The organism is Catenulispora sp. GP43 (assembly GCF_041260665.1).
Classification (GTDB): domain Bacteria; phylum Actinomycetota; class Actinomycetes; order Streptomycetales; family Catenulisporaceae; genus Catenulispora.
Map to the genome: position 1 here is coordinate 137,968 of NZ_JBGCCT010000025.1, position 26,850 is coordinate 164,817.

At 72.1% G+C, this 26,850-nt stretch carries 22 protein-coding genes; 13 read left to right on the forward strand and 9 right to left on the reverse strand.

Translation table 11 applies throughout. The features are described from left to right. The first annotated feature begins 13 nt into the window (after positions 1–13). The 3 genes from ABH926_RS38310 (at position 14) to ABH926_RS38320 (ending at position 4,560) form a co-directional block, all read left to right on the forward strand. Complete coding sequence (locus ABH926_RS38310; protein WP_370370871.1) at positions 14–181, forward strand: hypothetical protein; 168 nt, start codon at positions 14–16, stop codon at positions 179–181. Between the two features lie 55 nt (positions 182–236). Then, the gene (locus ABH926_RS38315; RefSeq protein WP_370370872.1) at positions 237–3,134 is read left to right on the forward strand and encodes a cell wall-binding repeat-containing protein; all 2,898 of its coding nucleotides are present in this window, start codon (positions 237–239) and stop codon (positions 3,132–3,134) included. Positions 3,135–3,300: 166 nt separating this feature from the next. After that, positions 3,301–4,560, forward strand: coding sequence for a cytochrome P450 (locus ABH926_RS38320; RefSeq protein WP_370370873.1), 1,260 nt, complete (start codon positions 3,301–3,303; stop codon positions 4,558–4,560). A gap of 208 nt (positions 4,561–4,768) precedes the next feature. Here the strand turns inward: ABH926_RS38320 and ABH926_RS38325 are convergent, their stop codons facing one another. Beyond that, complete coding sequence (locus tag ABH926_RS38325; protein WP_370370874.1) at positions 4,769–5,722, reverse strand: D-2-hydroxyacid dehydrogenase family protein; 954 nt, start codon at positions 5,720–5,722, stop codon at positions 4,769–4,771. A 91-nt stretch (positions 5,723–5,813) separates the two neighbouring features. Between ABH926_RS38325 and ABH926_RS38330 the strand changes: the two genes are divergently transcribed. Further along, positions 5,814–6,302: a MarR family transcriptional regulator gene (locus tag ABH926_RS38330; RefSeq protein WP_370370875.1), complete on the forward strand. Its 489-nt coding sequence runs from the start codon at positions 5,814–5,816 to the stop codon at positions 6,300–6,302. A gap of 258 nt (positions 6,303–6,560) precedes the next feature. Next, positions 6,561–10,472 (forward strand): ABC transporter ATP-binding protein, encoded by a 3,912-nt coding sequence (locus tag ABH926_RS38335; RefSeq protein WP_370370903.1) that lies wholly within the window; start codon positions 6,561–6,563, stop codon positions 10,470–10,472. A gap of 92 nt (positions 10,473–10,564) precedes the next feature. On the opposite strand, the gene ABH926_RS38340 is transcribed toward ABH926_RS38335, so the two are convergent. Beyond that, on the reverse strand, positions 10,565–11,242 hold the full coding sequence (locus ABH926_RS38340) for a uracil-DNA glycosylase (RefSeq protein ID WP_370370876.1): 678 nt from the start codon (positions 11,240–11,242) through the stop codon (positions 10,565–10,567). A 548-nt stretch (positions 11,243–11,790) separates the two neighbouring features. Between ABH926_RS38340 and ABH926_RS38345 the strand changes: the two genes are divergently transcribed. The 4 genes from ABH926_RS38345 (at position 11,791) to ABH926_RS38360 (ending at position 17,092) form a co-directional block, all read left to right on the forward strand. Next, a complete protein-coding gene (locus ABH926_RS38345) occupies positions 11,791–12,969 on the forward strand; it encodes a S8 family serine peptidase (protein WP_370370877.1) in 1,179 nt (392 codons plus the stop codon). Positions 12,970–13,014: 45 nt separating this feature from the next. Beyond that, positions 13,015–13,599 carry an RNA polymerase sigma factor gene (locus tag ABH926_RS38350; protein ID WP_370370878.1) on the forward strand — a complete coding sequence of 195 codons (585 nt, stop codon included), beginning with the start codon at positions 13,015–13,017 and terminating at the stop codon, positions 13,597–13,599. A gap of 75 nt (positions 13,600–13,674) precedes the next feature. Continuing rightward, a complete protein-coding gene (locus tag ABH926_RS38355) occupies positions 13,675–14,142 on the forward strand; it encodes a hypothetical protein (RefSeq protein ID WP_370370879.1) in 468 nt (155 codons plus the stop codon). Positions 14,143–14,305: 163 nt separating this feature from the next. After that, entirely contained in the window at positions 14,306–17,092 is a 2,787-nt protein-coding gene (locus tag ABH926_RS38360) for a CHAT domain-containing protein (protein ID WP_370370880.1), read from the forward strand. Between the two features lie 115 nt (positions 17,093–17,207). On the opposite strand, the gene ABH926_RS38365 is transcribed toward ABH926_RS38360, so the two are convergent. The 7 genes from ABH926_RS38365 to ABH926_RS38395 form a co-directional block, all read right to left on the reverse strand. After that, positions 17,208–17,852 (reverse strand): VOC family protein, encoded by a 645-nt coding sequence (locus ABH926_RS38365; protein ID WP_370370881.1) that lies wholly within the window; start codon positions 17,850–17,852, stop codon positions 17,208–17,210. Positions 17,853–17,981: 129 nt separating this feature from the next. After that, a complete protein-coding gene (locus tag ABH926_RS38370) occupies positions 17,982–18,776 on the reverse strand; it encodes a crotonase/enoyl-CoA hydratase family protein (RefSeq protein ID WP_370370882.1) in 795 nt (264 codons plus the stop codon). A gap of 74 nt (positions 18,777–18,850) precedes the next feature. Next, positions 18,851–19,294, reverse strand: coding sequence for a S24/S26 family peptidase (locus tag ABH926_RS38375; protein ID WP_370370883.1), 444 nt, complete (start codon positions 19,292–19,294; stop codon positions 18,851–18,853). Further along, positions 19,294–21,096: an ABC transporter ATP-binding protein gene (locus ABH926_RS38380; protein WP_370370884.1), complete on the reverse strand. Its 1,803-nt coding sequence runs from the start codon at positions 21,094–21,096 to the stop codon at positions 19,294–19,296. The genes ABH926_RS38375 and ABH926_RS38380 overlap by 1 nt, the downstream gene beginning before the upstream one ends. Positions 21,097–21,098: 2 nt before the next feature. Next, positions 21,099–21,464 (reverse strand): TlpA disulfide reductase family protein, encoded by a 366-nt coding sequence (locus ABH926_RS38385; protein WP_370370885.1) that lies wholly within the window; start codon positions 21,462–21,464, stop codon positions 21,099–21,101. Between the two features lie 217 nt (positions 21,465–21,681). Further along, the gene (locus ABH926_RS38390) at positions 21,682–22,200 is read right to left on the reverse strand and encodes a MauE/DoxX family redox-associated membrane protein (protein WP_370370886.1); all 519 of its coding nucleotides are present in this window, start codon (positions 22,198–22,200) and stop codon (positions 21,682–21,684) included. Between the two features lie 124 nt (positions 22,201–22,324). Further along, complete coding sequence (locus ABH926_RS38395) at positions 22,325–22,501, reverse strand: hypothetical protein (RefSeq protein ID WP_370370887.1); 177 nt, start codon at positions 22,499–22,501, stop codon at positions 22,325–22,327. A 232-nt stretch (positions 22,502–22,733) separates the two neighbouring features. Between ABH926_RS38395 and ABH926_RS38400 the strand changes: the two genes are divergently transcribed. The 4 genes from ABH926_RS38400 to ABH926_RS38415 all read left to right on the forward strand — a co-directional run bounded on the left by ABH926_RS38400 (position 22,734) and on the right by ABH926_RS38415 (position 26,845). After that, the gene (locus tag ABH926_RS38400; protein WP_370370888.1) at positions 22,734–23,246 is read left to right on the forward strand and encodes a DinB family protein; all 513 of its coding nucleotides are present in this window, start codon (positions 22,734–22,736) and stop codon (positions 23,244–23,246) included. Between the two features lie 77 nt (positions 23,247–23,323). After that, complete coding sequence (locus ABH926_RS38405) at positions 23,324–24,769, forward strand: M20/M25/M40 family metallo-hydrolase (protein WP_370370889.1); 1,446 nt, start codon at positions 23,324–23,326, stop codon at positions 24,767–24,769. 69 nt (positions 24,770–24,838) lie between these two features. Further along, positions 24,839–25,585 (forward strand): helix-turn-helix domain-containing protein, encoded by a 747-nt coding sequence (locus ABH926_RS38410; protein ID WP_370370890.1) that lies wholly within the window; start codon positions 24,839–24,841, stop codon positions 25,583–25,585. Between the two features lie 63 nt (positions 25,586–25,648). After that, positions 25,649–26,845, forward strand: coding sequence for a serine hydrolase domain-containing protein (locus ABH926_RS38415; protein ID WP_370370891.1), 1,197 nt, complete (start codon positions 25,649–25,651; stop codon positions 26,843–26,845). Positions 26,846–26,850: the final 5 nt, after the last annotated feature.

Below are 26,850 nucleotides of genomic sequence, written 5' to 3' on the forward strand. Positions count from 1 at the left end.
GGGGAGGTGAAGAGTGACGAACGCAGCTGTGGTGCGCGTGTGCCACACCCCGGCTCGTCACCCGCTCACCCGCGAGGCCTCGTCGGCCTCGATCTCACACCGGAGCCACACACCGGCGGGATTCCCGTTGTCCGGCACCGGTTTCGCCTACTACAGCGTCGGCGGGTGGGCCCAGGACTGAACGTCACCCCTCTCGTCCACGCAGTTCACATCACTCGGGGAGTTGTCTCAACACCATGTCTCACGCCGCAAAGAAGCGCTCGAAGATACTGGCCGTCGGTTCCATACCGATGGCCACGGCCGTCATCGCGGCCGTCGGCATGTCGTCCGCGCAGGCCCAGAGCAACGACACGACCAACAACGGCCACACCGACTCGCTCGGCCGGGTCGCGGTCGCCGGGACCCAGCCCGACTGGGCGACCCCGGCCACCGAGAAGGCCGCCGTGCCGGCCACCCAGACCATCAGCACCCGGGTGTACCTGGCGGGCCAGAACCAGGGCCAGCTGGCGGCGCTGGCGCAGTCGGTCACCGACCCGAGCAGCCCGAACTACCACAAGTACCTGAGCACCTCGCAGGTACAGTCCGAGTTCGGCGCGACCGCCGCGCAGATCAAGACGGTCACCGACTGGGCCAAGGGCGCCGGCCTGACCGTCAAGAACGTCGCCGACAGCTGGATCGACCTGCAGGGCGAGGCCTCGGTGGTGCAGGCCGCCTTCGGCACCAAGCTGGCCAACTACACCGCGCCCGACGGCCAGGCGCACTACGCGCCGGCCACGGCCGCGATGGTCCCGGCCAACGTCGCCAACGCGATCTCGGGCATCTCCGGGCTCTACGACGCGCCGAAGTTCCACACCCCCGGCGCCGTGCAGTCCCCGGCCACCGCCTCGCACCCGGCCTCGACCACCTTCGACACCTCGTGGTGCGCGACGTCGTGGGGCTCGAAGAGCTACGACGGCATCCCGGCGCCGATCTGCGGCTACGACTCCGCGCAGCTGCGCGGCGCCTACGGCGTGGCCAACTCCGGCCTGACCGGCAAGGGCGCGACCGTCGCGATCGTGGACGCCTACACCAGCGGGACCATGGCGCAGGACGAGACGACGTACAACAACCAGTTCCACCAGCAGCAGTTCCGCCCGGGGCAGTACCGCGAGGTGACGAACACCGCGGCGTACAACAACCAGAGCAGCTGCCACCCGGACACGTGGGCGGAGGAGCAGAGCCTGGACGTCGAGGCCGTGCACAACATGGCCCCGGACGCCAATGTCGTCTACGTCGGCGCGGCCTCCTGCGAGGACAACGACCTGATGGCGGCCTACGAGTACGTGGTCAACACGCACGCCGCCGACATCGTGTCCGTCTCCATCGGCGGCCTGATGCACACCAACGGCTGGAACCAGGACGCGGCCACCACCGCCGCCTTCGACCGCATCTTCATGAAGGGCGCGGTCCAGGGCATCGGCTTCAACTTCTCCACCGGCGACTGCGGCGACGACGACCCGGCCAACGCGGCCACCGGCCGCAACTGCGACTCGGGGTCCGCGGGCCGGCAGACCGAGTACCCGGCCAGCTCACCGTGGGTCACCGCGGTCGGCGGCACGGCGCTGAAGGTCGACGCGAACAACAACTACGGGGGCGAAGAGCCCTGGGGCGACTACGAGACCCCCGCGGGCAGCCCCAGCAGCCTGAAGCCCGGGCAGTTCACCGGCGGTGGCGGCGGCGGTACCTCGACCGACATCGGGCAGCCGTTCTACCAGCGCGGCGTGGTCCCCACCAGCATGTCGCAGACCGCCCCGAACGGCGCGCACCTGAACACCCCGATGCGCACCATCCCGGACGTCGCGATGGACGCCGACCCGCTGACCGGCATGGCGCTGTTCCACACCGCCGGCGGGCAGCCGGAGTGGACCCCGATGGGCGGCACCTCGCTGGCCGCGCCGCTGTTCGCCGCCGAGACCGCGCTGCAGATGCAGGCGCACGGCGGCACGGCGCCGGGCTTCGAGAACCCGACGATCTACGCGAACGCCGGCAAGTTCCGGGACGTCTCCGCGAACGACAACATGTACACGATCATCCCCGAGGGCTCCCAGGTCCAGGAGGAGATCATGGGCCACGACACGTCGCTGCGCGCCGGCGCCGGCTACGACGAGGCCACCGGCCTGGGCTCGCCGACCCTGGCGTACCTGCAGGGCTCCTACGACGCCAACCGCGTGGGCCGCATCGCCGGTGACGACCGGTACCAGACCGGCATCCAGATCTCGCAGCAGCAGTACCGGAACAGCGGCTCGGCCGACAACGTCGTGCTGGCCGTGGGCACCAACTTCCCGGACGCGCTGTCCGGCGCCCCGCTGGCCAAGAAGGTCGGCGGCCCGCTGCTGCTGACCCCGGGCAACGTGGTGGACGCGCAGGTCGTCGCCGAGATCCACCGGGTCCTCAAGCCCGGCGGCAAGGTCTACGTCCTGGGCGGCACCGGCGCCATCAGCCAGACCGTGGTCAACGGCCTGGGCCTGCCGGCCGGCCAGATCACCCGCATCGGCGGCGTGGACCGGTACGACACCTCGCTGAAGATCGCGGCGGCCATGGGCAACCCGGACCACGTGGTCCTGGCCACCGGCACCGGCTTCGCCGACGCGCTGTCCGCCGGCCCGCTGGCGGGCAACACGTTCGCCGACAACGGTGCGCCGGCGGCGATCCTGCTCACCGACGACAAGGTCATGAACCCGGCGGTGGCGAACTACGCGCACCACGCCAAGGCCGTGGCCGCGGTCGGCGCCCAGGCCGTCACCGCCGCGGCGAACGCCCACATCCCGAACGTCACGGGCTTCGCCGGCTACGACCGTTTCGACACCGCCGCCCGCGTGGCCGCCACCTTCCACGGCGAGCACATCGCGGGTGTGGCCACCGGCCTGAACTTCGCCGACGCCCTCACCGGCGCCGCGCAGCTCGCCGAGGCCGACGGCCCGCTGGTCCTGACCAACGTCACCAACCTGCCCTCCTTCTCGGCCAACGCCCTGCACGGCATCGGCGCCTCGCTGGGCGGCGCGGGCCTGATCGAGATCTTCGGCGGCCCGGTGGCCATCAACCAGGCCACCGAGTACGCGATCGCGGGCGCGGCCGGCGCCATCGCCGAGGGCTGATACCGCGACTGACACGGCCTGAGTCCGCGCCCCGCCTGCCCGGCGGGGCGCGGACTTTTTGGCGCCCCTGACGATGTGCCGGCATGAACCATGACCGGACTGAGCAACTACCGGGTGGACGAGTCGCCCCGCCACCTGTCTCAAACCTCTGCCGAAGGAGCCGCGCATGGAACCGGACGCCACCGCCCGGGAAGCCTGTCCGAGGCACCGTCTGGACCCCCTGGGCGGCAGCCCGCACGCGCAGAACGCGCGCTGGCTGACCGAGGGCCCGACGCTGCGCGTGCTGATGCCCGGGGACGTCCCCGGCGCGATGGTCCTCGGGCACGCCGCGCTGAAGCAGTTCCTGGCCTCCCCCGACGTCTCGAAGGACCCGGCGAACTTCGCCGAGTACCAGCAGGGCCGCGTGCCCGAGGGGTGGCCGCTGTCCGGGTTCACGCTGCCGCGCAGCATGCTGACCGCCGACGGCGCCGAGCACCGGCGGCTGCGGTCGGTCATCGGGAACACGTTCACGCGCAGCCGTATCAAAGCCCTGCGTCCGGTGGTCGAGGCGCTGGTCGAGCGGCTGCTGGAGGAGTTGGCGCAGGCCGCGCAGGCGTCCCCGGACGGGGTGGTCGACCTGCGGGCGCGGTTCGCGATGCCCTTGCCGCTGGAGGTGATCTGCGAGCTGCTGGGCATCCCGGCGGCGGCCCGCGCCAGGCTGCACGAGATCGCCTCGCTGCTCATCAACACCGACGTCGAACCCGCCCTGGTGATCGCCGCGAGCCAGGAGATGATCGCGATCCTGTCCGCGATCGTGGCCGAGCGCACGCGGCAGCCGCGGCAGGACCTGCTCAGCGAGATGATCGCGCGCACCGACGACCCGGCGCTGCTGAGCGTGGAGGAGCTGACCGCGACCCTGCGGAGCCTGTTCATCGCCGGCCACGAGACGACCATGGGACTGGTGATGAACGCGGTGCGGGCGCTGTGCGCGCACCGGGAGGCGCTGGAAGCGGTCCGGCAGGGCAAGGCGAGCTGGCCGGCGGTGGTCGAGGAGACGCTGCGCTGGGACGACCCGGTGAGCTACTTCCCGATGCGGTACCCGACCAAGGACATGGACATCGCAGGGCACTGCGTCGAGGCGGGCACGGCGGTCCTGGCGGGCTACTCGGCGGCCGGACGGGACCCTGCGGCCTACGGGCCGGACGCGGACCGGTTCGACGTGACGCGCGAGGAGCCGGTGGAGCTGCTGGCGTTCGGATACGGGCCGCACTACTGCCCGGGCGCGCCCTTGGCACGGCTGGAGGCGGAGATCGCGCTGGCGCGGCTGTTCGAGCGGTTCCCGGAGCTGGACGTGGCGGTGAGCGAGGCGGAGCTGGAGTATTCGCACACGTTCGTGGGGAACGTCGTGGTCGCGCTGCCGGTGCGGCTGGGGGTTGATCGGGGGTGAGGGGCGAGTGGCTCAGGGCTCTGGCACCGGCGGCACGGACCAGTCCCGGATCGGGCGGCAAGGCGGCGAGATCCTCGGCAGCACGCACGGCCTCCTCGGCCCGGTCGAGCACGGTCCGTGCGCGCCGGCACCCACACCGGTTGCCTACCCCATCGCCACCTTATGCGGATCAGAACGCTGAGGCGGCGCCATCCTGCAAGCCGGCCGGTCAGGTCATCAGACGGACCGGGCTGCCCGCCTGGAAGGCGGCGATGTCGGCGACGGCGTCCTGGTAGAACGTCTGGTAGAGCTCGCGGGACACGTACCCGATGTGCGGAGTGAGCAGCGCGTTCGGCAGCGTCCTGAGCGGATGGTCGGCGGGGAGCGGCTCGGTGTCGTAGACGTCGATCGCGGCCCCGCCGATCCGGTTGCCGCGCAGCGCCTCGATGAGCGCGGCCTCGTCGACGATCGGCCCGCGCGAGGTGTTGACCAGGATCGCCGAGTCCTTCATCGCGGCCAGCTCGGCGGCCCCGACCAGCCCGCTCGAGCGCCCGCTGAGCACGAGGTGGACGCTGAGCACGTCGCTGCCAGCGAACAGCTCCTCCTTCGTCACCGCCCGCACCCCGTGCCCGGCCGCCTTCTCGGCGGTGAGGTTCTGGCTCCACGCGATCGTCTCCATGCCGAACGCCTGCCCGACGCGCGCCACCGCGGACCCGATGTTCCCCAGCCCCAGCAGACCAAGGGTCTTGCCGCGCAGCCCGGAACCCAGCCCCACCTGCCAGCCGCCGACGCGCATCGAGGCCGCCTCCTGCGGCAGGTTCCGCACCGCGGCCAGGATCAGGGCCCACGTGAGCTCGATGGTCGGCGCCGGGGAGTACCCGGTCCCGCAGACCGTGACACCCAGCCGCCGGGCCGCGTCCAGGTCGATGGCGGCGTTGCGCGGACCGGTGCTGACCAGCAGACGCAGATCGCCCAGCCGCTCCAGCACGTCGGCCCGGAAGCGGGTGCGCTCGCGCATCGCGACGATCACGTCGAAGCCCGCCAGGGCGCGGACGGCGGCGTCGGAGTCGGCGAAGGGGGTGGTGAACACGGTGGTCTCGGCGTGCAGGGACGGCCAGTCGGCCAGGGTCAGGGCGACGTTCTGGTAGTCGTCGAGGATGGCGATCTTGGTGGAGGTGGGCACGGGGGAAAGCCTCTCACCTTCCTGTGCCGTCCATCCCTCAGCCCGGCGGAATCAACTTGACGTAAGCCTCTAATTGTTCGACCATCTAATCATGAGTGAGTCGAACCAACTGTCCGGGCTGCCCGCCGAGCGGGTGGTCGACGCTGTGCAGGTGCTGGTGCGCCTGCGGCGGTCGCTGGAGCGGGTGGACACCGGCTTGAGCCTGCCGCAGTACCAGCTGCTGTCGATGGTGCGGGGCGGCGGGGAACGGTCGGCGCGGCTGGCCGACAAGCTCGCGGTGCGCAAGCCGACGCTGACGGCCGCCGCCGATGCGCTGGTGGCCGCCGGGCTGCTGGAGCGGGAAGCCGACCCCGGGGACCGGCGGGTGGTCCGGGTGCGGATTACCGAGGCCGGTTTGGCCGCTGTACGCAATGCCGAGGAGCAGTTGGCCGCCGCGTTGGCGCCGCTGTTCGGCGACGCGGCCTCGCACCTGGAGGGCGGCGCGGAGGCGCTGCTGGACTGCTTCGACGCGCTGGGCGGGGCCCTGGACCGGCGGTTCGCCGAGCATCGGGCCCGGCATCTGGCGGCGCAGGCCGAATAAGAACGACGACTAGGGGTGGATGTGACGAACGCCGAGCGCCGCGACGCGCGAGGGAGCAGGGCCGGTGATGACGCCGGTCGCACCACGAACGACATCAAGCACATGAGTAGCACAGGCAACACGAGCAACACGGGCAACACGAGTAGGACGAGCAACACGGAAATCGGAAAGCCCGGCCAGCAGGCCAAGGCACCCCAGACCCCCAATGCCCCCCAGACCCCCAAGACTCCCAAAGCCGACAACCCCTCCAGCTCCTGGATGCGCCGCCTGTTCGCGGTCAGCTGGGTCTACCGCCGCAGCGTCCTGGTCGCCTTCGGCGGCTCGCTGCTGGCGATGCTCGCCAACGCCGCCATGCCGCTGATCCAGCGGCACATCATCGACGACGTCGTCATCAGCCGCACCTCGCCGCTGGCCCCGTGGGCCGCCTTGGCGCTGGTGCTGGCGGTGCTCAACTTCGCCGGGACGCGGCTGCGCCGGTATGTCGGCGGCAAGCTGTCGCTGGACGTGCAGTACGACCTGCGGAACCGGATCTTCGGTGCGCTGTCCCGGCTGGACGGCGCGCGGCAGGACGAGTTGGCGACCGGGCAGCTGATCTCTCGGGCCACCTCCGATGTCACGATGGTGCAGGGGCTGCTCGGCATGCTGCCGATGCTGACCGGGAACTTCCTGCTCTTCTTCGTCGCCCTCGGGGTGATGGCGTTCCTGTCGCCGCTGCTGACGCTGGTCGCGCTGGCGACCGGTCCGCTGCTGTGGCTGGTGGCGGTGGCCGCGCGCAAGCGGCTGTACCCGGCCACGTGGGAGGCGCAGCAGCAGGCTTCGGCGCTGGCCGGCGTGGTGGACGCCGCGGTCGGCGGGGTGCGGGTGGTGAAGGGCTTCGGGCAGGAGGAGCAGGAGCTCGGGAAGCTGGAGGCGGCCGGGGAGCGGTTGTTCGCCTCGCGGCTGCGCGCGGTGCGCTTCTCCGCCCGGTACAACCCGGCGATCATGGCGATCCCGGCGCTGGGGCAGGTCGGGGTGCTGTTCCTCGGCGGGTGGCTGGCGCTGCGCGGGACCATCACGCTGGGCACATTCCTGGCGTTCTCGACCTACCTGGCGCAGATGCTCGGGCCGGTGCGGATGCTGTCCTCGCTGGTGACGATCGGGCAGCAGGCGCGGGCCAGTGTGGAGCGGATCTTCGAGATCATCGACTCCCAGCCGAAGGTCACCGAGAAGCCGGACGCGGCCGAGCTGCCGCGGCAGGCCTCCGGGGTGGAGTTCGACGGCGCGGTGTTCGGCTACGTCGCCTCCCGGCCGGTGCTGCGCGGGCTGGACCTGGCGGTGCGCCCCGGGGAGACGGTGGCGCTGGTGGGGACCTCCGGGTCCGGCAAGTCCACGGTGTCGATGCTGCTCCCCCGCTTCTACGACGTGCAGGGCGGCGCGGTGCGGGTCGGGGGCGCGGACGTGCGCGACGTCACCCTGGAGTCGCTGCGCGAGGCGATCGGCCTGGTGATGGAGGACAGCTTCCTGTTCTCCGACTCGGTCCGCGCCAACATCGCCTACGGCCGCCCCGACGCCTCCGACGAGCAGGTGCGGGCCGCGGCGCGGATGGCCGAGGCCGACGAGTTCGTCGAGCAGCTGCCCGCGGGCTACGACACGGTGGTCGGCGAGCAGGGCCTGACCCTGTCCGGCGGCCAGCGCCAGCGCATAGCCCTGGCCCGGGCGCTGATCACCGACCCCCGGGTGCTGATCCTGGACGACGCCACCTCCGCGGTGGACGCCCGCGTGGAGGCGGAGATCCACGACACGCTGCGCCGGGTCATGGCCGGGCGCACGACTCTGCTGATCGCGCACCGCCGCTCCACCCTGGCGCTGGCCGACCGGATCGCGGTGCTGGACCGCGGCCGGGTCGTCGACATCGGCACGCACGAGGAGCTCACCGAGCGCTGCCCGCTGTACCGGCTGCTGCTGTCCGGGCCGGGCGACGACGCCGAGGGCATCGACGCCGGGGATCTGACGAGGGCGGCGGCCACGGGCAACGCAGGCAACGGCGCGCGGCCACTGGTCGCCGCGTCGGTCACCGTGGTGGCTGACGGCACCACGGTCCAGATCGACGGCACCGAGGCCCAGGTCGACGGCATCACCCCGAGCCTGTGGCCGGAGGTCGAGGACGACGGCGACGACCTCGCCGAGGCCAAGGGCTCCGGCACCCGGGCGCTGCCCGGCATGGGCGGAGGAGGCGGGGGCCGCGGCGTCGGGGGCGGCGGCGGAGGTGGCTTCGGCGGGTTCCTGGCCTCGATGCCCCCGACCCCCGAGCTGCTGGCCAAGGTGGCGAAGCTGCCCCCGGCCACGGACGTCCCCAACGTCTCCCAGGGCGAGGCCCGCGCCGCCGACCCCGGCTTCGCCCTGCGCAAGCTGCTGCGTCCCTTCCGGCTCGCGCTGCTGCTCGGCCTGCTGCTGGTCGCCGCCGACGCCGCGGCCGGCCTGGCGCTGCCGGCGCTGATCCGCGGCGGCGTGGACCGGGGCATCCTGGCCCACTCGCTGTCGGCGATCGTCGGGGTCTCGGTGGCCGCGCTGGTGGTGGTGGCCGTCGACACCGTGGTCAACGTCTGCCAGGCCCGGGTCACCGGCCGCACCGGCGAGCGCCTGCTGTACGCGCTGCGGGTGAAGGTGTTCGCGCAGTTGCAGCGCCTGGGACTGGACTACTACGAGCGCGAGCTGTCCGGGCGGATCATGACCCGGATGACCACCGACGTGGACGCGCTGTCCACGTTCCTGCAGACCGGTCTTCAGCAGGCGGTCGTCAGCGTCCTGTCGTTCGTCGGGATCGTGGTGGCACTGGTGGTGATCAACTGGCAGATGGCACTGATCGCGCTGAGCGTCCTGCCGCCGCTGCTGATCGCGACCGCGGTGTTCCGTTCCAAGTCCAGCAAGGCCTACACCGAGGCGCGGGAGAAGGTCTCGGCGGTCAACGCCGACCTGCAGGAGAACGTCGCCGGTATGCGGGTGACGCAGGCGTTCCGGCGGGAGGGCACGAACGCGGCCCGGTTCGCCGGGCTGTCCGACGAGTTCCGCGTCTCGCGGCTGCGCGCGCAGAAGTACATCGCCACGTACTTCCCGTTCGTGCAGTTCCTCGCCGACATCGCCGGGCTGCTGGTGCTGGCCGCCGGCGCCTCCCGGGTGCACTCCGGCGAGCTGACCGCCGGCGCGCTGATCGCCTACCTGCTCTACATCGACATGGTGTTCTCGCCGGTGCAGCAGCTCTCGCAGGTGTTCGACGGCTACCAGCAGGCCGCGGTCGGGCTGCGCCGGATCGGCGACCTGCTGCGCACCGTGCCGTCCACGCCGGAGCCGGCGCGGCCGGTGCCGGTCCCGACGGCGCTGGAGGAGATCGTGTTCGACGACGTCACCTTCGCCTACGGCCCGGACACCAGGCCGGCGCTGGAGGGCGTGAGCGTGCGCATCCCGGCCGGGCAGACAGTGGCGCTGGTCGGGCAGACCGGCGCGGGCAAGTCCACCTTCGTGAAGATGGTCGCCCGCTACTACGACCCGACCGGCGGGGAGATCCTGGCCGGCGGCCGCGACCTGCGGGAGTTCGAGCTGACCGACTGGCGACACCGGCTCGGCGTGGTCCCGCAGGAGGCGTACCTGTTCGACGGGACCGTCGCCGAGGCCATCGCCTACGCCCGGCCGGACGCCGCGCCGCGGGAGATCGAGGCGGCGGCCCGCGCGGTCGGCGCCGAGGAGATGATCGCGGGGCTGCCCGAGGGGTTCCACTCCCGGGTGGCCGAGCGCGGCCGGAACCTGTCGGCCGGGCAGCGGCAGCTGCTCGCGCTGGCCCGCGCCGAGCTGGCCGACCCCGACGTGCTGATCCTGGACGAGGCGACCTCCGCCCTGGACCTGGCCACCGAGGCCGCGGTCACCCGCGCCGAGCTGGCCCGCTCCACCGACCACGGCGCGGTCGGGCGCACCCGCACCACCCTGGTGGTCGCGCACCGGCTGACCACGGCGGCGCGCGCCGACCGGATCCTGGTGATGGACGGCGGGCGGATCGTGGAGGACGGCACGCACGCGGAGCTGGTCGACGCCGGCGGGACGTACGCGGGACTGTGGGAGGCGTTCGCCGCCGGGCACGAGGACGGCGAGCGGACTGCGGAGTCTGCCCAGACTGCGGAGACTGCGGGAGCCGCTATATAGCGGGCCCTATATAGGACTCGCTATATAAGAGCTCCCATATAAAGAGTCGGCCCGGCGGATCTGATCCGCCGGGCCGACTCGTGTGTGAACTCTCAGACGGTCTCAGGCAGCTGCCAGTCGATCGGCTCCTGCCCGAAGCCGACCAGGGCCTCGTTCACCGCCGAGAACGGCTTGGAGCCGAAGAACAGCTTCGCCGACAGCGGCGAGGGGTGCGCGCCCTGGACGATCGCGTGCCGCGAGGCGTCGATCAGCTTGGCCTTCTTCTTGGCGTGCGCACCCCAGAGCACGAACACCACCGGCTTCTCGCGCGCCGAGACGTCCTTGATGACGGCGTCGGTGAACTTCTCCCAGCCGCGGTCCTTGTGCGAGGCCGGCTCGTGCGCGCGCACCGTGAGCACCGTGTTGAGCAACAGCACGCCCTGGTCGGCCCAGGCCTTCAGGTAGCCGTGCTTGACCGGCGCGACGCCCAGGTCCGTCTCCAGCTCCTTGTACATGTTCCGCAGCGACGGCGGGATGCGCACGCCCGGGCGCACCGAGAAGCACATGCCGTGGGCCTGGCCGTCGTCGTGGTACGGGTCCTGCCCGATCAGCACCACCTTGACGTCCTGGTACGGCGTCGCCTCCAACGCCGCGAACACCTCGTCCTCAGGCGGGAACACCTGGTGCTCGGCACGCTCGGTCTTAAGGAAAGCCTCCAGGTCGGCGAAGTACGGCTGCTCGGTCTCGGCAGCCAGCACCGGCGCCCAGGAGGCGGGGATGAGTTCACGCATGAGAGGAACCTATCCGGCCGCTGTGACAGCGCTGAGCAAGTTATCGATACTGCGACGCGTAGCGTCTCCATAACGGGCGGTGGTGGGAGACGGGAGGGGCCGAAAAACTTCCCAGAAAAAACTTTGGGCGCCATGTATCAGGGGGCGTTTGGGGTGCTCTTGTAAGTGAGCGGGTCGGGGGGCCCGCGGGCGTGGTCCAGTCGGTGTGTGTCTCTAGGGGGGACGCGCCGCCGGCCAGGCCGGGTGGAAAGGGTGGTGTGCCGTGACGCCGGGGGGTGGGTGCGGCACACCACCGCCACCGAGGTAAGAGGGGGGCTCCGCTGGGGGGCGGGGTTGCAACACTTGGGGGGAACAACACGGGGACCACGGGGAACCGGGGGAACTGGGGGGAAAGCACGGGGGAACGGCAGGACCAGCGGCAACGGTCTGTGGGGGAACGCGGCCGCTTGGGGGGACCGGAGGCGGGACTGGGACGGGGGTCCAGTTCCGCCTGCGGCTATTGGCAGGGCAGCATAAGTGCTGACTAGGTTGTTCACAGGGAGGGAACCATGACGGACCACGCGGCCTGGCTGGCCCGGATTCTGGAGACACACCCGGACGTCGTCCACGTCGACGGCGCCACCGAGACGCTGATCAAGCGTGACGAGCTGCTGGTGCTCGACACGCACGCGGACGCGGTGCACGACAAGGCGCGTCGGTGGGTCGACTCCCGGGAGGACTCGGCGGCGCCGGGGGTGACCCGGCTGCGGCTGGTGGCCGGGACGGACGCCGCCGACCTGACGCACACGCTGCGGGGCGGGGCCAAGGCGCACCGGCGCTGGAGTGTGACGCCGAACCACGTGCTCAGCGGGGCTCCGACCTGGACCGGCGGTCCCTATGGCCACCCGACCCCGCAGGCGGAGATGACCCAGCCGGTCGCCGGCGACGGCGGCGCCCAGCAGGTCACGATCGGGATCCTGGACACCGGCATCGACCAGCACCCCTGGTTCGAGGACAAGCCCTGGTACCTGGCCTGTACCGAGGACCAGCACGAGGCCCTGAACCCGGCCGTCGACGCGGACCTGGAGTCCGAGTCCGGGCACGGCACGTTCATCGCCGGGCTGATCATGCAGGAGGCGCCGGGCGCCTACCTGCGGTTCGAGCGGGTCCTGAGCCCGGCCGGCGTCACCGACGAGGTGGAGCTGCTCAACGGCCTGGACCGGATCGAGCAGCGGGTACGGGCCGGGGGCGGCAACCTGGACATCCTGAACCTGTCGCTGGGCTGCTACACCTTCGACGACCGGCCCTCCCCAGTGGTCACCAAGGCGATCGCCCAGGTGGCCCGCCGCACGCTGGTGGTGGCCGCGGCCGGCAACTTCGACTCCGACCGCCCCTACTGGCCCGCCGCCCTCAAGGACGTCGTCGCCGTCGCGGCTCTGGCCGACGGCGCCGACGGCGAGCCCGAGCGGGCGTCGTTCTCGAACTACGGCTGGTGGGTGGACGCGGCCGCGCCGGGAGTGAGGATCAAGAGCACGTTCCTGACGCACGGCCAGGAGGACGGCAAGGAGTTCCACGGCTACGCGAAGTGGAGCGGCACCAGCTTCGCCGCCCCTGTGGTGGCCGGTAGGATCGCCGCTTTGATGTCCGCCAAGGCTCTGCCGGTGCGCTACGCCGCCATGGAACTGCTCGACCCCGCGGGCGTCCGCATCCCCGACCTCGGGGTGGTCGTGCCGGCGGTCTTCGTTTGACGGATCCACGCTGGACACGTACCCCACATCAGTAAGAAGGCTCATATGGACCGCTCCCCCGCGTTGCTGGTCAAGGCCGCCGCCGCCGGCGACGCCTCGGCCTGGCAGCAGATCGTCGACGACTACAGCAGGCTGGTGTGGTCGGTGGCCCGGGGGTTCCGGCTCTCGCTGGCCGACGCCGCCGACGTCACCCAGAGCACCTGGCTGCGGCTGGTGGAGAACCTGGACCGGATCCAGAATCCGGACCAGCTCGCGGGGTGGCTGGCCACGACGACACGCAGGGAGGCGCTGCGCCTGATCCGCAGGACGCAGCGCGAGGTCCCCGATTCGGAGGAGGCCGAGGCGAACGTCTCCTTCTTCGGGGACTCCGAGGACGACGGCGATCCGGAGGCAGCTCTGGTCGCCCAGCAGGACAGCAGCGATCTGTGGCAGGCCTTCGCCACGCTCTCCGAGCGCTGCCGGAACCTGCTGCGGGTCGTCGCGGTGACGCCGCTGGAGAGCTACGCGGCCGTCGCCGAGGCGCTGGGCATGCGGGTGGGGTCGATCGGGCCGACCCGCTCGCGATGCCTGCAGCACCTCAAACGGGCCTTGAAGGCACTGAGCACAGTGCCGGAGACCACCCGGCCATGACAAGCACCACCGCACCGCCGTCCGAACCATCAGTACACGGGCACACCATATGAAGGACCTGATCCAGGGGGAACGATGCCGAAGTTGACGAACGGGGCCTCAGCGGAGGACATCGGACTCCTGTCCGCCCTCGGTGAGATGTTCGACGAGATCGACCCGGTGCCGCAGGACGTGGTGCGGGCCGGCTACGCGGCCTTCACCTGGCGGACCATCGACGCCGAGCTGGCCGAACTCGCCGAGGACTCGCTGCTGGTCGGGGCCGGATCGACCCGCGGCACCGACACCAGGCTGCTGACCTTCGAGGCGCCCAGCGTCTCGGTGGTCGTGGAGGTGACCGAGATCGGGGAGCGCCGAAAGCTCGTCGGCCAGCTGATCCCGGCCTGTTCGGACACGCTGCGGATCGAGCACCCAGCCGGGACGACCACCGTCGCGGTGGACGGTCAGGGCCTGTTCAGCGCCGACTCGCTGCCGGCGGGACCTGCGCGCGTGGCGCTGACTGTCCCCGGCGGGGGCGCCGTGGTCACCAGCTGGGTGACCGTCTAGACCCGGTCGGCGACCGCGCTTCCCCCGCGGCCGCCGCCGACTCGTCATTGCCGCCGCGCGTCACCGCACGGCGGCAATGAGTCATGTGCGGTGGAAGAAATCACCGCATCTTTGAGACAGTGTCCGCATGCCATCTACTGCCACGGACCGGCTCCCGCGTGCCATGAGCGCTCTCGATCAGGTACTGGCCCAGCCCTCCGCGGGCCGGGCGGCGGCCGAGGCTGTGCTGGGCGAGGGGGACGACGACGAGGCAGCGGTCATAGCCCTGCGCGCGATCGGCTTGTCCTGGAAGGAGAACGGCGACCTGGCTCGCGCCGCCAGGGCCCTGCGCCGAAGCGTGGCGCTCGCGGAGCGCACCGGCCTTTCCTACCGGGCCGCCGAAGCCCGGATGTCGCTGGTGGTGATCCTCGCCGACCGCGGCAACACCGACAGCGCGCTGGCCGAGGCGGCCCTCGCGGACAGCGTCCTGACCGGTCTGGACCGGGCCCGGCTGCGCGTGAACCTCGGCCTGGTCCTGGGCCGGATCGGCCGCACCGCCGAGGCGCTGGACGCCCTGGACGCCAGCCAGCCGGTCCTGGCCGCCTACGGCGACGCCCGGTGGGAGGCGATCGCCTTGAACCTGCGAGGGATCATCCACGTTTATCGGGGCGCCGGACAAACGGCACAGTCGGATCTGCTGCGCGCCGCGCACCTGACCGAGGACGGCGGTTACCGCCTGCTGAACGCGATCGTCCTGGGCAATCTGGGATTCGCCGCACACCGCGCCGGCGACCTGCCGTCCGCGCTGTACTGGATCGACGCCGCGACCCAGGGCTTCGCCGAGCACGACAAGCCGATCGTCACGGTGCTCATAGACCGCGCCGAGACGCTGCTGCGCGCCGGGCTCAGCACCGAGGCCCACACGACACTCCGGCAGGCGATCGCCGAACACGAACGCACCGGCTTCCGCTACGACCGCGCCGAGCATCACCTGATGTGGGCCCGCGCAGCCCTGGCCGACGGCGAACCGGCCGTGGCCGAGGACGCCGCGCGCACCGCCCGCGGCATGTTCGGCCGCCAGCGCCGCACGGCGTGGGCCGACCTGGCCCGGCATGTCGAGGCCTCGGCCCGGTTCGCAGCCGGCGAGCGCAGTCCGGCGTTGCTGAAGACGGCCGTCGACCTGGCGGACCGGATGGCCGCCGCCAAATGGCCGGTCACCCCGCTGGAGGCCCGGCTGCTGGCCGGCCGTATCGCTTTGGCGCTGAACCGCAATGATCAGGCCTCGGCATTGTTCGCGCAGGTGGCCCGCCACCGGAACCGGCGGGAGGCCGAGGTCAGGATCCTGGCCTGGCACGCGCACGCGCTGCACGCGCTCGCCAATGGCCGTGCCTCGGCCGCGGAGCGGGCCCTCCAAGCCGGTCTGCGCGTGCACGCCGAGAACAACGCCGTCCTGGGCGCCACCGACCTGCGCGCACACGCGGCAGCCCGCGGCGAAGAACTGGCCAAGCTCGGCCTGCGCCTGGCGCTGGAGCGCGGCGACGCGCGGGCGGTCCTGCGCTGGGCCGAGACCTGGCGCGCGGCCTCGCTGCGGCGTCGGCCAGTCCGGCCGCCGGACGATGAGCAGCTGGCCGCCGACCTGGCCGAGCTGCGGAGGGTGGTGGCCGACCTGGCGGCGGTGGAGGCGCCGACGACGCTGGAGTCCTCGCGCTCTGAGGTGTCGCGGCTGAACGCCGAGCGGTTGCGCCTGGAGGCGGCGATCCGGGACCGGTCGCGGTACGCACGCGGGACCTACGCGCCCGAGCCGCCCTTCTCCCCCGCCGCGCTGGCCGAGGTTCTGGGGGCGCGGGTGCTGGTGGAGTTCGTGCGGCTGGACGACGATCTGCACGCGGTGACGGTGCGGGACGGGGTGGTGCGGCGGCATCGGCTGGGCTCGTACGCGGCGGTGCTGAAGCAGCTGGACGTCGTGCGGTTCACGATGAACCGGATGTCGCGGCGGTTCGGGTCCGCGACGATGCAAGCCGCCGCGGTGCAGGCCTACGACCACAGCCGGCAGGTGCTGGACGGGTTGTTGTTCGGGCCGGTGCGGCGGGCCTTGGACGGCATAGCCGGGGTGGCCGGAGTGGCCGGGGACGCCGAGCCCAAGGCAGCCGGGGCCCCGGACCGCCCGCTGATCGTGGTCCCGACCGGATCCCTGCACGCCCTGCCGTGGACCGCGCTGCCGACCTGTGCCGGTCGCGCGGTGAGCGTGACGCCCTCGGCGCGGCTGTGGCTGGCGGCGGCCAATGCCGTCGAGGCGGCCGCGGTCGCGGTCTCGGCCGGCCCGGCGACCGGCGACAACTCGGCAGCCCTCGGCGGTTCGGCGACCGTCGACGGCTCAGCGGCTTCCGCCAGCCCGGCGACCGGCGACAACTCGGCAGCCCTCGCCAGCGCCGCGACCGGCCTCGGCACCGTGCTCATGGCCGGCCCGGGCCTGGCCCACGCCGAGCCGGAGATCGCCGCGCTGGCCGCGCGCTACCCGGACGCCGTCGTGCTCTCCGGCGATCAGGCCACCGCCGCGAACGCCGCGCGCGCCCTGGACGGCGCCGCGTTGGCGCACGTGGCCACGCACGGCCGGTTCCGGGCCGATCATCCGCTCTTCTCCAGCCTGGATGCCTTCGACGGTCCGTTGTACGTCTACGACCTGGAGCGCCTCGGCTCGACCCCGCAGACGCTGGTGCTCTCGGCGTGCGAGTCGGCGCTGTCCGGTGTGCGGCCGGGAGATGAGCTGATGGGGCTGGCCTCGGCGGTCTTCGCGCTCGGTACCCGCACCCTGATCGCCAGCGTCACGCCGGTCGACGACTCCGACACCCGCACCCTGATGCTCGCGCTGCACGCCGCGCTGGCGGCCGGCCGGCCGGCCGCGGCGGCGCTGGCCGAGGCCTCGGCCCAGACCGGGATCGGCGGGTTCGTGTGCTTCGGGTTCGGGGGCTGAGCGGGCCGGGGCTTGCGCGCAAAAAGCGCGGGTGTCCACCGGCCTTCGCCGGTGGACACCCGCGCCCCAAGACTGCGGAAGTCAAGACTACGGAAGTCAAGACTACGGAAAGTGCCTAGTCGATCCGCACGCTGCCGCCCGCGCAGCGGAAGTGCACCGCCAGCACGCCGGGCTCCTCGGCGTCGATCCAGTCGACCGTCACCTCTTCCAGCGGGTCGTGGTCCGGCGAGCCGCCGATCCAGGACAGCACCTGGGTGCGGTCGCCGCTGATCTCCAGGCGTTCGAAGGCCGGGATGCCGTTCTCGGCGCCGGCGCCGGGGCGCTGGTCGGCGGAGATCTCCCAGGCCAGGAAGTAGGGCAGCTGCGGGTCGGCCATCAGGTCGAGGACGCCGAGCTGCTTCCAGCGCAGGTCGAAGCCGTCGGGGCGGACCCGGTGGCCCTCGGCGGCCGGACGGCCCAGGCGCTGCTCCCAGGGGGTGATGTCGTCGACGCCGACGACCCAGCCGAGCCAGCCGCCGCCCTCCTCGGCGCGGGCCTTGACGGCCTTGCCGAACGGGGCGGAGTCGGTGGCCGGGTGGTCCAGCGGGGCCACGACCTCCACATACGAGCCGCCGGCCAGGGGCAGCACGAAGTTGCGGGTGCCGAAGCGCGGGTGGACGCCGCCGTCGCGGAAGGTCGCGCCGAGCAGCGTGCCGAGCCGGTTCACCGTGGAGCCGAGCTCGGAGTTGGACACAGCATAGGAAACGTGATCGAGACGCACGGTTCATACTCTGCCCTGCGGATGCCTGGATAACCCAATCGGGGCCGTCCGGGTGCCCCTTACCGTTGATCCCGATACGCCCCGCGCATGGGTCGTCACCTGCGGCGACGGTAGACGATCAGATGATCGTCACTTCCGCTTCCACACCGCCTCGCGCTTCTCGGCGAACGCCTTCGGCCCCTCCTTGGCGTCCTCGGTGGCGAACACCGGCCAGCCGATCTCCAGCTCCCGGGCCAGGCCCTCGGCCTCGCTCATCCCGGAGGTCTCCTTCACCGACCGCTTCACCGCCTCCACGGACAGCGGCGCGGCGGCGTTGATCAGCGCGGCGATCTCCAGGGCCTTGTCCAGGGCTTTGCCATCGTCCACGAGGTGCCCGACCAGGCCGATCCCCTGCGCCTCGGCGGCGGTGTAAGGGCGGCCGGTGAGCAGCATCTCCATGGCGTGGCTGTAGGGGATCTGCCGGGGCAGGCGCACTGTGGAGCCGGCCACCGGGAACAGGCCGCGCCGCACCTCGAACAGCCCGAAGGTGGCCGAGGCCGCCGCGACCCGGATGTCGCAGGCCTGGATCAGCTCGGTCCCGCCGGCCACCGCGTAGCCCTCGACCGCGGCGATCAGCGGCTTGCGCGGGCTGTAGTGCCGCAGCAGCGCCTTCCAGTGCAGGTCGGGATCAGCCTTCAGGCGTTCGGCGTACTGCGAGCCGGCGGCCATGTTCATGGCCTTGAGGTCCATGCCGGCGCAGAACGCTCCCCCGGCGCCGGTCAGCACGATCGAGCGGACGTCGTCGTCGGCGTCCGCCTCCACCCACGCGTCGGCCATCCCGACCAGCATCGGCAGCGACAGCGCGTTCTTGGCCTCGGGCCGGTTCATGGTGACGACCAGGGTGTGGCCGTCGCGTTCGACAGTGCAGTGCTCGGTGCCGCCCATCAGTGTCCCCTCTGCTGCGGAGCATGAAAACGAGAACACGTTCTACCAAGCGGCGCCAGATGGCAAGAGGCGGGCTATCTCCCGAGCTCGCGCACCACGACACCGACGACGCGCTCGCCCGGGCAGCAGCCCCAGCGGCGGGAGTCCTCGCTGGCCGGGTTGTCGCCGAGCAGGTACAGGTGGTCCGGCGGCACGGAGCCGTCGGGGATCGGGTCGCCGGGCAGGGCGGTGACGCGCTTGACGAACCAGGGGCTGTCCCCCGGCATGCCGCCGGCCCGGTCCGCGACCTTCCAGCCGGTGACCAGGTCGGGGCGCAGCACGACGACCGCCTGGCCGCGCTCGACGCCGTCCAGCCCGCAGCGGCGGACCAGCAGCCGGTCGCCAGGCCGATAGGTCGGAGCCATGCTGGTGCCCTCGACGGTCACCACCACGTGGCGCCGCGCCTTGGCCAGCGCGGCGATGGCCAGCGCCGCCAAGGCGGCCGCCGCGACCAGCCCCGTCACCACGGCCACAGCCATCAGCGCGCGCTCCCCGCGCCCGCCGGCTCCTGGTAGCCGGCGGACTGCAGGGTGAACAGCGCGTGGTAGCGGCCGCCGAGGGCCATCAGCTCCTCGTGGCTGCCCTGTTCGGCGATGACGCCGTCCTCGAGCACGACGATCACGTCGGCCTCGCGCACCGCGCCCAGGCGGTGCGACACCAGCAGCGTGGTGCGCCCGGCGCGGTGCCGGCGCAGCCGGGTGTGGACGTCGTGTTCGGCCTCGGCGTCCAGGCCGGAGCTGGGCTCGTCGAGGATGAGCAGGTCGGCGTCCTCGCGCATCATGCCGCGGGCCAGCGCCACCCGCTGCCACTGCCCGCCGGACAGGGTGACGCCGGTGCGCGGGTTGTCCTTGTCGGCCATGTCGAAGAACCGGCGGCTCAGCAGCGTGTCATAGCCGAAGGGCAGCGCCCGCAGCGTGGTGTCGATGCCGGCCAGGGCCGCGGCCGACTCGATCCGGTCCGGCCGGCCGAGCGCGGGCAGGTCCCCCATGCCGATGTTCTCCGAGGCCGGCAGGTCGTAGGCCATGTAGTCCTGGAAGACGGTGCCGATGCGCGAGCGCAGCGCGGCCGGCTCCATGGCGCGCAGGTCGACGCCGTCCCAGCTGATCGCGCCCCGCTCGGGGTCGTAGAGCCGGCACAGCAGCTTGATCAGCGTGCTCTTGCCGGCGCCGTTGAGCCCGACCAGCGCGACCGTGGCGCCGCACGGGACGGACAGCGACAGGCCCTTGAGGATCCAGGGCTGCTCCGGGCCGTAGCGGAACCACAGGTCGTCGATCTCGATCGCGCCGCTCAGGGCCGGCACCGGGACCGGATCGGGACGCACCGGCAGGTCCGAGCCGCCGTCGCGCAACGCCTCGAAGTGCTTCAGCAGGCCGCGCGCCTCGGTCATCTCCGCGATCCGGCCGGCGACCGTGCCCAGACCGTTCTGCACCGCGACGACCGCGGTGAAGAACAGCATCACGGTCCCGGCCGAGAAGCGGCCGGAGGTGCCGCCGACCGCCCAGAACAGGCCCGCGCCGGTGATCGCGGCGGTGGCCGCCGCCAGCGTGGACTGGGTGGCCAGCGTCGCGCGGTCGACCTTCTCCTCCTCGCCGTGCACCACGCGGGTCTCCGTGCGCATCCGCCCGAGCAGGAAGTCGCCGAGGCCGAACAGCCGGACCTCCTTGATCGCGTTGAGATCGGTGAGCAGGCTCGCGTAGAAGATCTGCCGGCGCAGGTTCGGCGACACCGTCAGCTGCGTCCGCGCGCGGCGCCGGCCCAGCCGGTGCTGCGCCCACACCGCCGGCACCGCCGCGGCGAACGTCACCAGGGCCAGCACCGGCGCGATCGTGAGCAGCGCGAGCAGGAACCCGGCGGCCGAGATCACCGCCTGGACCGTTCCGAAGCCGGCGGCGACCAGCTGGCCCGGCGCGGTCTGCGTGGCCTGCTGGGCCAGCCGCACCTGGTCCAGGTGCTTCGGGGACTCGAACCGGCTCAGGCCCTCCAGGCGGTTCAGCCCGGCGAACAGCTCCTCGTGCATCCGCAGCGTCACCCGGCGCCGCAGGCCGGCGTCCAGGAAGCGGTTGACGTGCGGCGCCACCGCGGTGACCGCGACGGTGACCACCAGCACCGCCAGGTAGCCCGAGCGGTGCCCGGCCCCGGCGGGCCCGGCCGCCAGCGAGTCCAGCAGGCCGCGCAGCGCCCAGGCGGACACCACCGGACCGCAGCCCAGCAGCAGGGTCGCGACCGCCTGGCCCAGCGCGAAGCGGGCCGAGGACCGCCAGATCAGGGCGGTGACACCCACGGTCAGGCTTCCGCGGGCTGGGGCAGGCGGGCCGTGGTGAAGGCGACGTGCTCGACCCGGCCCTCGGGGTCCAGGACGTACATCGTCGGGAACGCCTCGACCGCGAAGGCGCGCGCCACCGGGCCGTCCATCTTCTCCACCACGGCCTCGACGCCGGGCAGATACCGCTCGTGGAAGGCCCGCGCGGCCCCGGGCGCGCCGTCCTGGACGACCGCCAGGACCCGGCCGGGTGCGAATGAGCGCGCGTATTCGGCGAATCTCGGCGCGTTCTCCACGCAGGGTTCGCAGGTCGTGGAGAAAAAGCCGACGAGATTGCGACCGCCGGACAACCCGGAGCGCTGGAATCGGCGTCCGCTCTCGGCGGTCACTGCGAATTCCGTCGGAGATTCACCGATTGCCAAAGTCGGCGGGGCCGTCGGAGCGCTTCCCGTTTCCGTCGCCATTGTCCGCATTCTGCGAACCAGGCCGAGAGTGACCAGCATATGGCCGGCGGAGAACAGGGTGAGCAGAATGACGGCGGCAATCAGGTAAGGCATCGTCCGATTCCTCCGAAGTCGTCGGCGAGGCGGATGGTGGGAGAGGTCCTCACAGCGAGAAAAGCTCCAGGAATTCGTCGAGGAGGACGACGGCGAGCGCCACCGCGGCCCCGGCGGCCCCGAAGACCGCGATCCCGGCGGCCGGCGGCAGCGCGGCCGATCCCAGCACGGCGCCGGCCACCGCCGCGGCGGCCAGGGCCGCGTCCCGCACGACGTGGCGCCGGGCCAGCGTCGCCGGGGAGGTCCCGAAGCACAGGCACGGCGCGCGCGTGCCGCGCCGGACGACCAGCGCGGTCGCGCCGGCGAACCCCGCCAGCAGCAGCGCGGCCAGCGCGAAGCCGGCCGGGGCCCAGGGGGTGAGCAGCAGGAAGGCCGCCGACCACTCCGCCGCGACGGCGGCCGCGGCGACCGCGCCGACGCTGCCGACCGGGACCAGGCCGAGGTCGCCGACCCAGCCGGCGAAGGTCCGCCGGGCCGCGCCGGACCGGCTCTTGGAGCCCGCGGCGACGAGGAAGAGGACGACGAAGGCGGCCCGCAGGCCGAGCGCGAGAGACTGCTGCCACTGCATGCCAGGAATGCCCACCGTGAAAGAAGGAGAATGCGAGTCCGCGCGAAGAGGGAAGAAACCCGAAAGGGACGCCGGACTACACTGCCGGCATAACCCGGCGCCCCGTGTTACCGCCTGCTGCAGGTCAGCAGCTGCCGACCTGGTGGCAGAACTCCTGGCCGGTGCAGTTGTTCGTGCAGTACATGTAGGCGTGATTCCAGCAGGTGTAGTACGGGTCGTTCGGAATGCACGCCGAGGCCTTCGCCTTCGGCGCCAGCCGCGCGACGATCTTGTCGGCCGCGCTGGTGAGGATACGAGCCACTTGACCACCATCCTTGTGAGAGGTTTTTGAGCAGCGATCGCTTCATCAGTATTCGTAGTTATGAATCAGATGACTGTCAAGACTTCGGCGGCCGGGGACTATTATGGACATGTCTGTGAATTCCCTGCCATGACCCGCCACCGGCCTGCCACCGGCCCGCAATCGGCCCGCCGCTGACCCCCGCACGGCCGGGCACGTGTGCCGCCGGGCACGCCGCGATAGCGTGAACCGCATGAGAGGTCATGATCTCCTTGTCGACGCCTTCGGGCGGGTCCACGAGTCCGTCCACGCCGCCGTCTCCGGGCTCTCCGTGGAGCAGCTGCACCGCCGCCTCGACGACGACGCGAACCCGATCGGCTGGCTCATCTGGCACCTGACCCGCGTGCAGGACGACCACGTCGCCGACGTCGCCGGCCTGGACCAGGTCTGGACGTCGCAGGGCTTCGACGCCAAGTTCGGCTCGCCGTACCCGGCCGCCGCCGTCGGCTACGGGCAGTCCTCGCACGAGGTGGGCAAGCTGACCGTGCCCTCGGCCGAGGCGCTCACCGACTACCACGACGCGGTGCACGAGCTGACACTCGGCTATGTCAGCGGCCTGAACGACGAGGACTTCGACCGCGTCGTCGACACCCGCTGGGACCCGGCGGTGACCCTCGGCGTGCGGCTGGTCAGCGTCGTGAACGACACCCTGCAGCACGTCGGGCAGGCCGCCTACGTCCGCGGGATACTGCTGCGCGAGGGCTAGAGCGCCGAGGTTGCGCACATCCCGGCGGCGAGTAGGTTCCGCAGCGACGGCACTCCCCCGAATCCCGGAGGCGCATCGTGACAGAGCACGGATCCCCTCGCTCCGGCCCGTCCAGGCGGCAGGCCCTGTCCGGTGCCGCGGTGCTCGGCGCCGCGGCGACGATCGGCGGGGCCGGCCCGGCCGCCGCCGCCACAGGTACCGCGAGCTCCACCCCGATCGGCGTCGGGCGCCAGCAGCCCGGCCGCGAACTGCGCGCGCTGCTGGCCGCCGTCGATCCGGCGCGGCTGAAGGCCACCGTCCTGAAGCTCACGACGTTCGGCACCCGCCACACGCTGTCCAGCCAGACCGATCCGGCGCGCGGCATCGGTGCGGCGACCGACTGGGTGGCGGCGCAGTTCGAGGCGATCGCGGCCGCCTCCGGCGGGCGGATGACCGTCGCGCGGCAGAGCTTCGTGCAGCCGGTGGGGCCGCGCATCCCGGTGCCCACGACGATCACGAACGTGATCGCGACGCTGAAGGGCACCGCGGCGACCGAGCGCGTGTACGTGGTCACCGGGCACCTGGACTCGCGCGTCACCGACGTCATGAACTTCACCAGCGACGCCCCCGGCGCCGACGACGACGCCTCGGGCGTGGCCGCCGTGCTGGAGATGGCCCGGCTGTTCGCCACCCGCAGCTTCCCCGGCACGCTGGTGTTCGCCACCGTCGCCGGCGAGGAGCAGGGGCTGTTCGGCTCGGCATTCATGGCCCAGCAGATGAAAGCCGCCGGGACCGACGTACAGGGGATGTTCAGCAACGACATCATCGGGGCCAGCAGCGCCTGGGACGGCACGCCGCCGGAGCCGCACACGGTGCGGCTGTTCGTCGAGGGCGTCCCCACCTCGGAGACCCCCGCGCAGGCCGCGATCCGCCAGGAGGTCGGCGGCGAGAACGACGGCCCCTCGCGCCAGCTGGCCCGGTTCGCGCAGGACGTGGCCGCCAACGACGCGACCGGGATGGACATCCGCGTGGTCTGGCGCCGTGACCGCTACCTGCGCGGCAGCGACCACATCTCGTTCTTGCAGCAGGCCTATCCGGCCGGGCGTTTCACGGAGCCGCGCGAGAACTTCAACCACGAGCACCAGGACACGCGGGTCGCCGACGGCGTGCAGTACGGCGACCTGGCAGAGTTCTGCGACTTCGACTACCTGGCCCGGGTCACCCGGGTCAACGCCGCGACGCTGTGGTCCCTGGCCGCCGGCCCCGGCACGCCGAAGGGCGTGACCATCCTGACCACGCCGCCGGCGAACTTCAGCGGCACCAACAGCACCACCTTGACCTGGACCCGCGGCGACGACGCCGGGCTGGCCGGGTACGAGGTGGTGCTGCGGGAGACCACGGCGGCGGTGTGGACCGAGGCGCTCGCGGTCGGGGACGTGACGACGGTGACGCTGCCGATCGCCAAGGACAACGTGCAGTTCGGGCTGCGCGCGGTCGGGGCGGACGGGATGCGCAGCCCGGTGGCGTTCCCGGCGGTGGGGTGAGCGCGCGCCGATGGCGCACGTGATCGCCGATAGCGCGGTTGTCGGAGGCGGGGCGTAGCGTCGATGCCGATGACTGCACCGCTGACCTCGGTATACGCGGAGTATCGGCCCCGGCTGGCACCGGGCCGGTTCGTGGCGTGCACGTGGACGCAGGTGAACCGCGGCGCGCGCGAGTACCGGCAGCTGGTGGTGCCCGACGGGTGTTCGGACCTGACCTGGCAGGACGGGGCCGTGCGGCTGGTCGGGCCGGACCGTGCGGCGTGGCGCGCGCCGTTGGCGGCGGGGTCCGCGATCGCGGGTGTGCGGCTGCGGCCGGGGGCGGCGCGGATTCTGCTCGGGCGGATGCCGGTCGAGGAGGTCCTCGGGGCGCAGGTGCCGCTGGAGTCGGTGACCGCCGATGTCGCGCTGCTGACGGAACGCTTGGCCGCGACCGACTCGCCGCAGGCGGCGGTGCGGGTGCTGGAGGAATTCGTGGCGGCGCTCGCCCCGCGCTACGAGCCGGACGCCGCGGTCGAGCAGGTGCTCAGGATGCTGCGATCAGGTGGCATGTCGCCGCACGTTCCGGCACTGGCCGACGCCGTCGGCTTGTCGGAACGGCAGCTGCGGCGCCGGTTCACGGAGGCGGTCGGGTACGGGCCGAAGACCTTACACAGCATCCTGCGTTTCCAGCACGCGCTGGACCTGGGCCGGAGCGGCGCGCCCGGGCTCGCCGCGATCGCCTACCAGGCCGGGTACGCCGACCAGGCACACTTCGCGCGGGAGGTCCGGCGGCTGGCCGGGGTGACGCCGAGCGAATTGCTCGGAGCGGGCGGGTAGGGCTGGCCCTACGTGGGGCTAGCCCCATTCCGCGGGCCGATGCGGCTCGCCAGAATCGATCACGTGACAGCCATCGTGCGCCGCGCAGCGGCCTTGACCTTCGCGTGCTCCACCATCGCCGGCCTGACCGCCGTGTCGAGCACGTCCGCCTCCGCCGCGAGCGCCGCGTCCTTCCCGCCGCTGAACCCGGCCGCCCTGCAAGCGGCCATCCAGACCCTGCCGAGCGACGACGCCGCCGGGGACGTCGTCCGCGTCGGCGAGCCGGGCGAGCTCTGGACGGGATCCACCGTCGACGCCGAGACCGGCCGGCAGATCCCGCCGAACGCGCACTTCCACGCCGGCAGCATCGCCAAGACCTTCGAGACCGTCGTGATCCTCCAGCTGGCCGCCGAGGGCCGGATCGACCTCGACCAGACCATCCAGCACTACATGCCGGGTCTGCTGCCGGACAGGTTCGCGCCGATCACCGTCCGCGAGCTGATCAACTTCACCAGCGGTCTGCCCGACGTGGACGAGGGCGCGCCCCCCGCCACCGCCGACCAGGTCATCGCGACCCGCTTCGGCTACCGGACCTTCGACCAGATCATCCAGCAGACCCTGAGCCCCACCGACGGCCGCCCGGCGCCGGTGTCGCACTTCACCCCCGGCACGGAGCAGGAGTACAACTCCCTCGGCTTCCGCATCGGCGGCGCGCTGATCGAGCACATCACCGGCCACTCGTACAAGCAGGAGCTCACGGCCCGCGTCCTGCGGCCCCTGCACCTGACGCAGACCTCGGTGCCGGAGGACGACCCGGTGATGCCGAAGCCGTACCTGCACGGCTACATGACCGACAGCCAGGGCCGGGCCGTGGACGTCAGCGAGCAGGGCGGCGACCCCTCCAACCTGATCACCACCCCCGCCGACCTGGACCGCTTCATCACGGCGCTGATGCAGGGCCGCCTGCTGCCCGCCGCGCAGCAGAAGGAGCTGTTCGCGCTGCCGACGGACGGCCAGGGCCACCTGCTGCCGTTCGTCAACGGCACCTCCTGCCCGAAGGTGGCTTGCTTCGGCGCCGGGCTGATGTCGACGACGTTGCCGAACGGCGCGGTGCTGTGGGGCAAGACCGGGCACGACGACGGGTACGCGAACGGGATGTTCGCGACCCGGGACCTGTCGATCCGGGCGGTGTACTCGATCTCGAACCTGAGCGTGGACTTCTCGGCGCCCAGTCCGCTGAGCGAGCGGTTGATCGGGGCGGTGCTGGCGCCGGCGAAGTAGGCCCC

Bases quoted from the DNA above. Each gene is read 5' to 3' on its own strand.
- ABH926_RS38315 (WP_370370872.1), top strand. From the start codon at position 237: ATGTCTCACGCCGCAAAGAAGCGCTCGAAGATACTGGCCGTCGGTTCC.
- ABH926_RS38320 (WP_370370873.1), top strand. From the start codon at position 3,301: ATGGAACCGGACGCCACCGCCCGGGAAGCCTGTCCGAGGCACCGTCTG.
- ABH926_RS38330 (WP_370370875.1), top strand. From the start codon at position 5,814: ATGAGTGAGTCGAACCAACTGTCCGGGCTGCCCGCCGAGCGGGTGGTC.
- ABH926_RS38335 (WP_370370903.1), top strand. From the start codon at position 6,561: ATGCGCCGCCTGTTCGCGGTCAGCTGGGTCTACCGCCGCAGCGTCCTG.
- ABH926_RS38340 (WP_370370876.1), bottom strand. From the start codon at position 11,242: ATGCGTGAACTCATCCCCGCCTCCTGGGCGCCGGTGCTGGCTGCCGAG.
- ABH926_RS38345 (WP_370370877.1), top strand. From the start codon at position 11,791: ATGACGGACCACGCGGCCTGGCTGGCCCGGATTCTGGAGACACACCCG.
- ABH926_RS38350 (WP_370370878.1), top strand. From the start codon at position 13,015: ATGGACCGCTCCCCCGCGTTGCTGGTCAAGGCCGCCGCCGCCGGCGAC.
- ABH926_RS38355 (WP_370370879.1), top strand. From the start codon at position 13,675: ATGCCGAAGTTGACGAACGGGGCCTCAGCGGAGGACATCGGACTCCTG.
- ABH926_RS38360 (WP_370370880.1), top strand. From the start codon at position 14,306: ATGAGCGCTCTCGATCAGGTACTGGCCCAGCCCTCCGCGGGCCGGGCG.
- ABH926_RS38370 (WP_370370882.1), bottom strand. From the start codon at position 18,776: ATGGGCGGCACCGAGCACTGCACTGTCGAACGCGACGGCCACACCCTG.
- ABH926_RS38375 (WP_370370883.1), bottom strand. From the start codon at position 19,294: ATGGCTGTGGCCGTGGTGACGGGGCTGGTCGCGGCGGCCGCCTTGGCG.
- ABH926_RS38390 (WP_370370886.1), bottom strand. From the start codon at position 22,200: ATGCAGTGGCAGCAGTCTCTCGCGCTCGGCCTGCGGGCCGCCTTCGTC.
- ABH926_RS38400 (WP_370370888.1), top strand. From the start codon at position 22,734: ATGAGAGGTCATGATCTCCTTGTCGACGCCTTCGGGCGGGTCCACGAG.
- ABH926_RS38410 (WP_370370890.1), top strand. From the start codon at position 24,839: ATGACTGCACCGCTGACCTCGGTATACGCGGAGTATCGGCCCCGGCTG.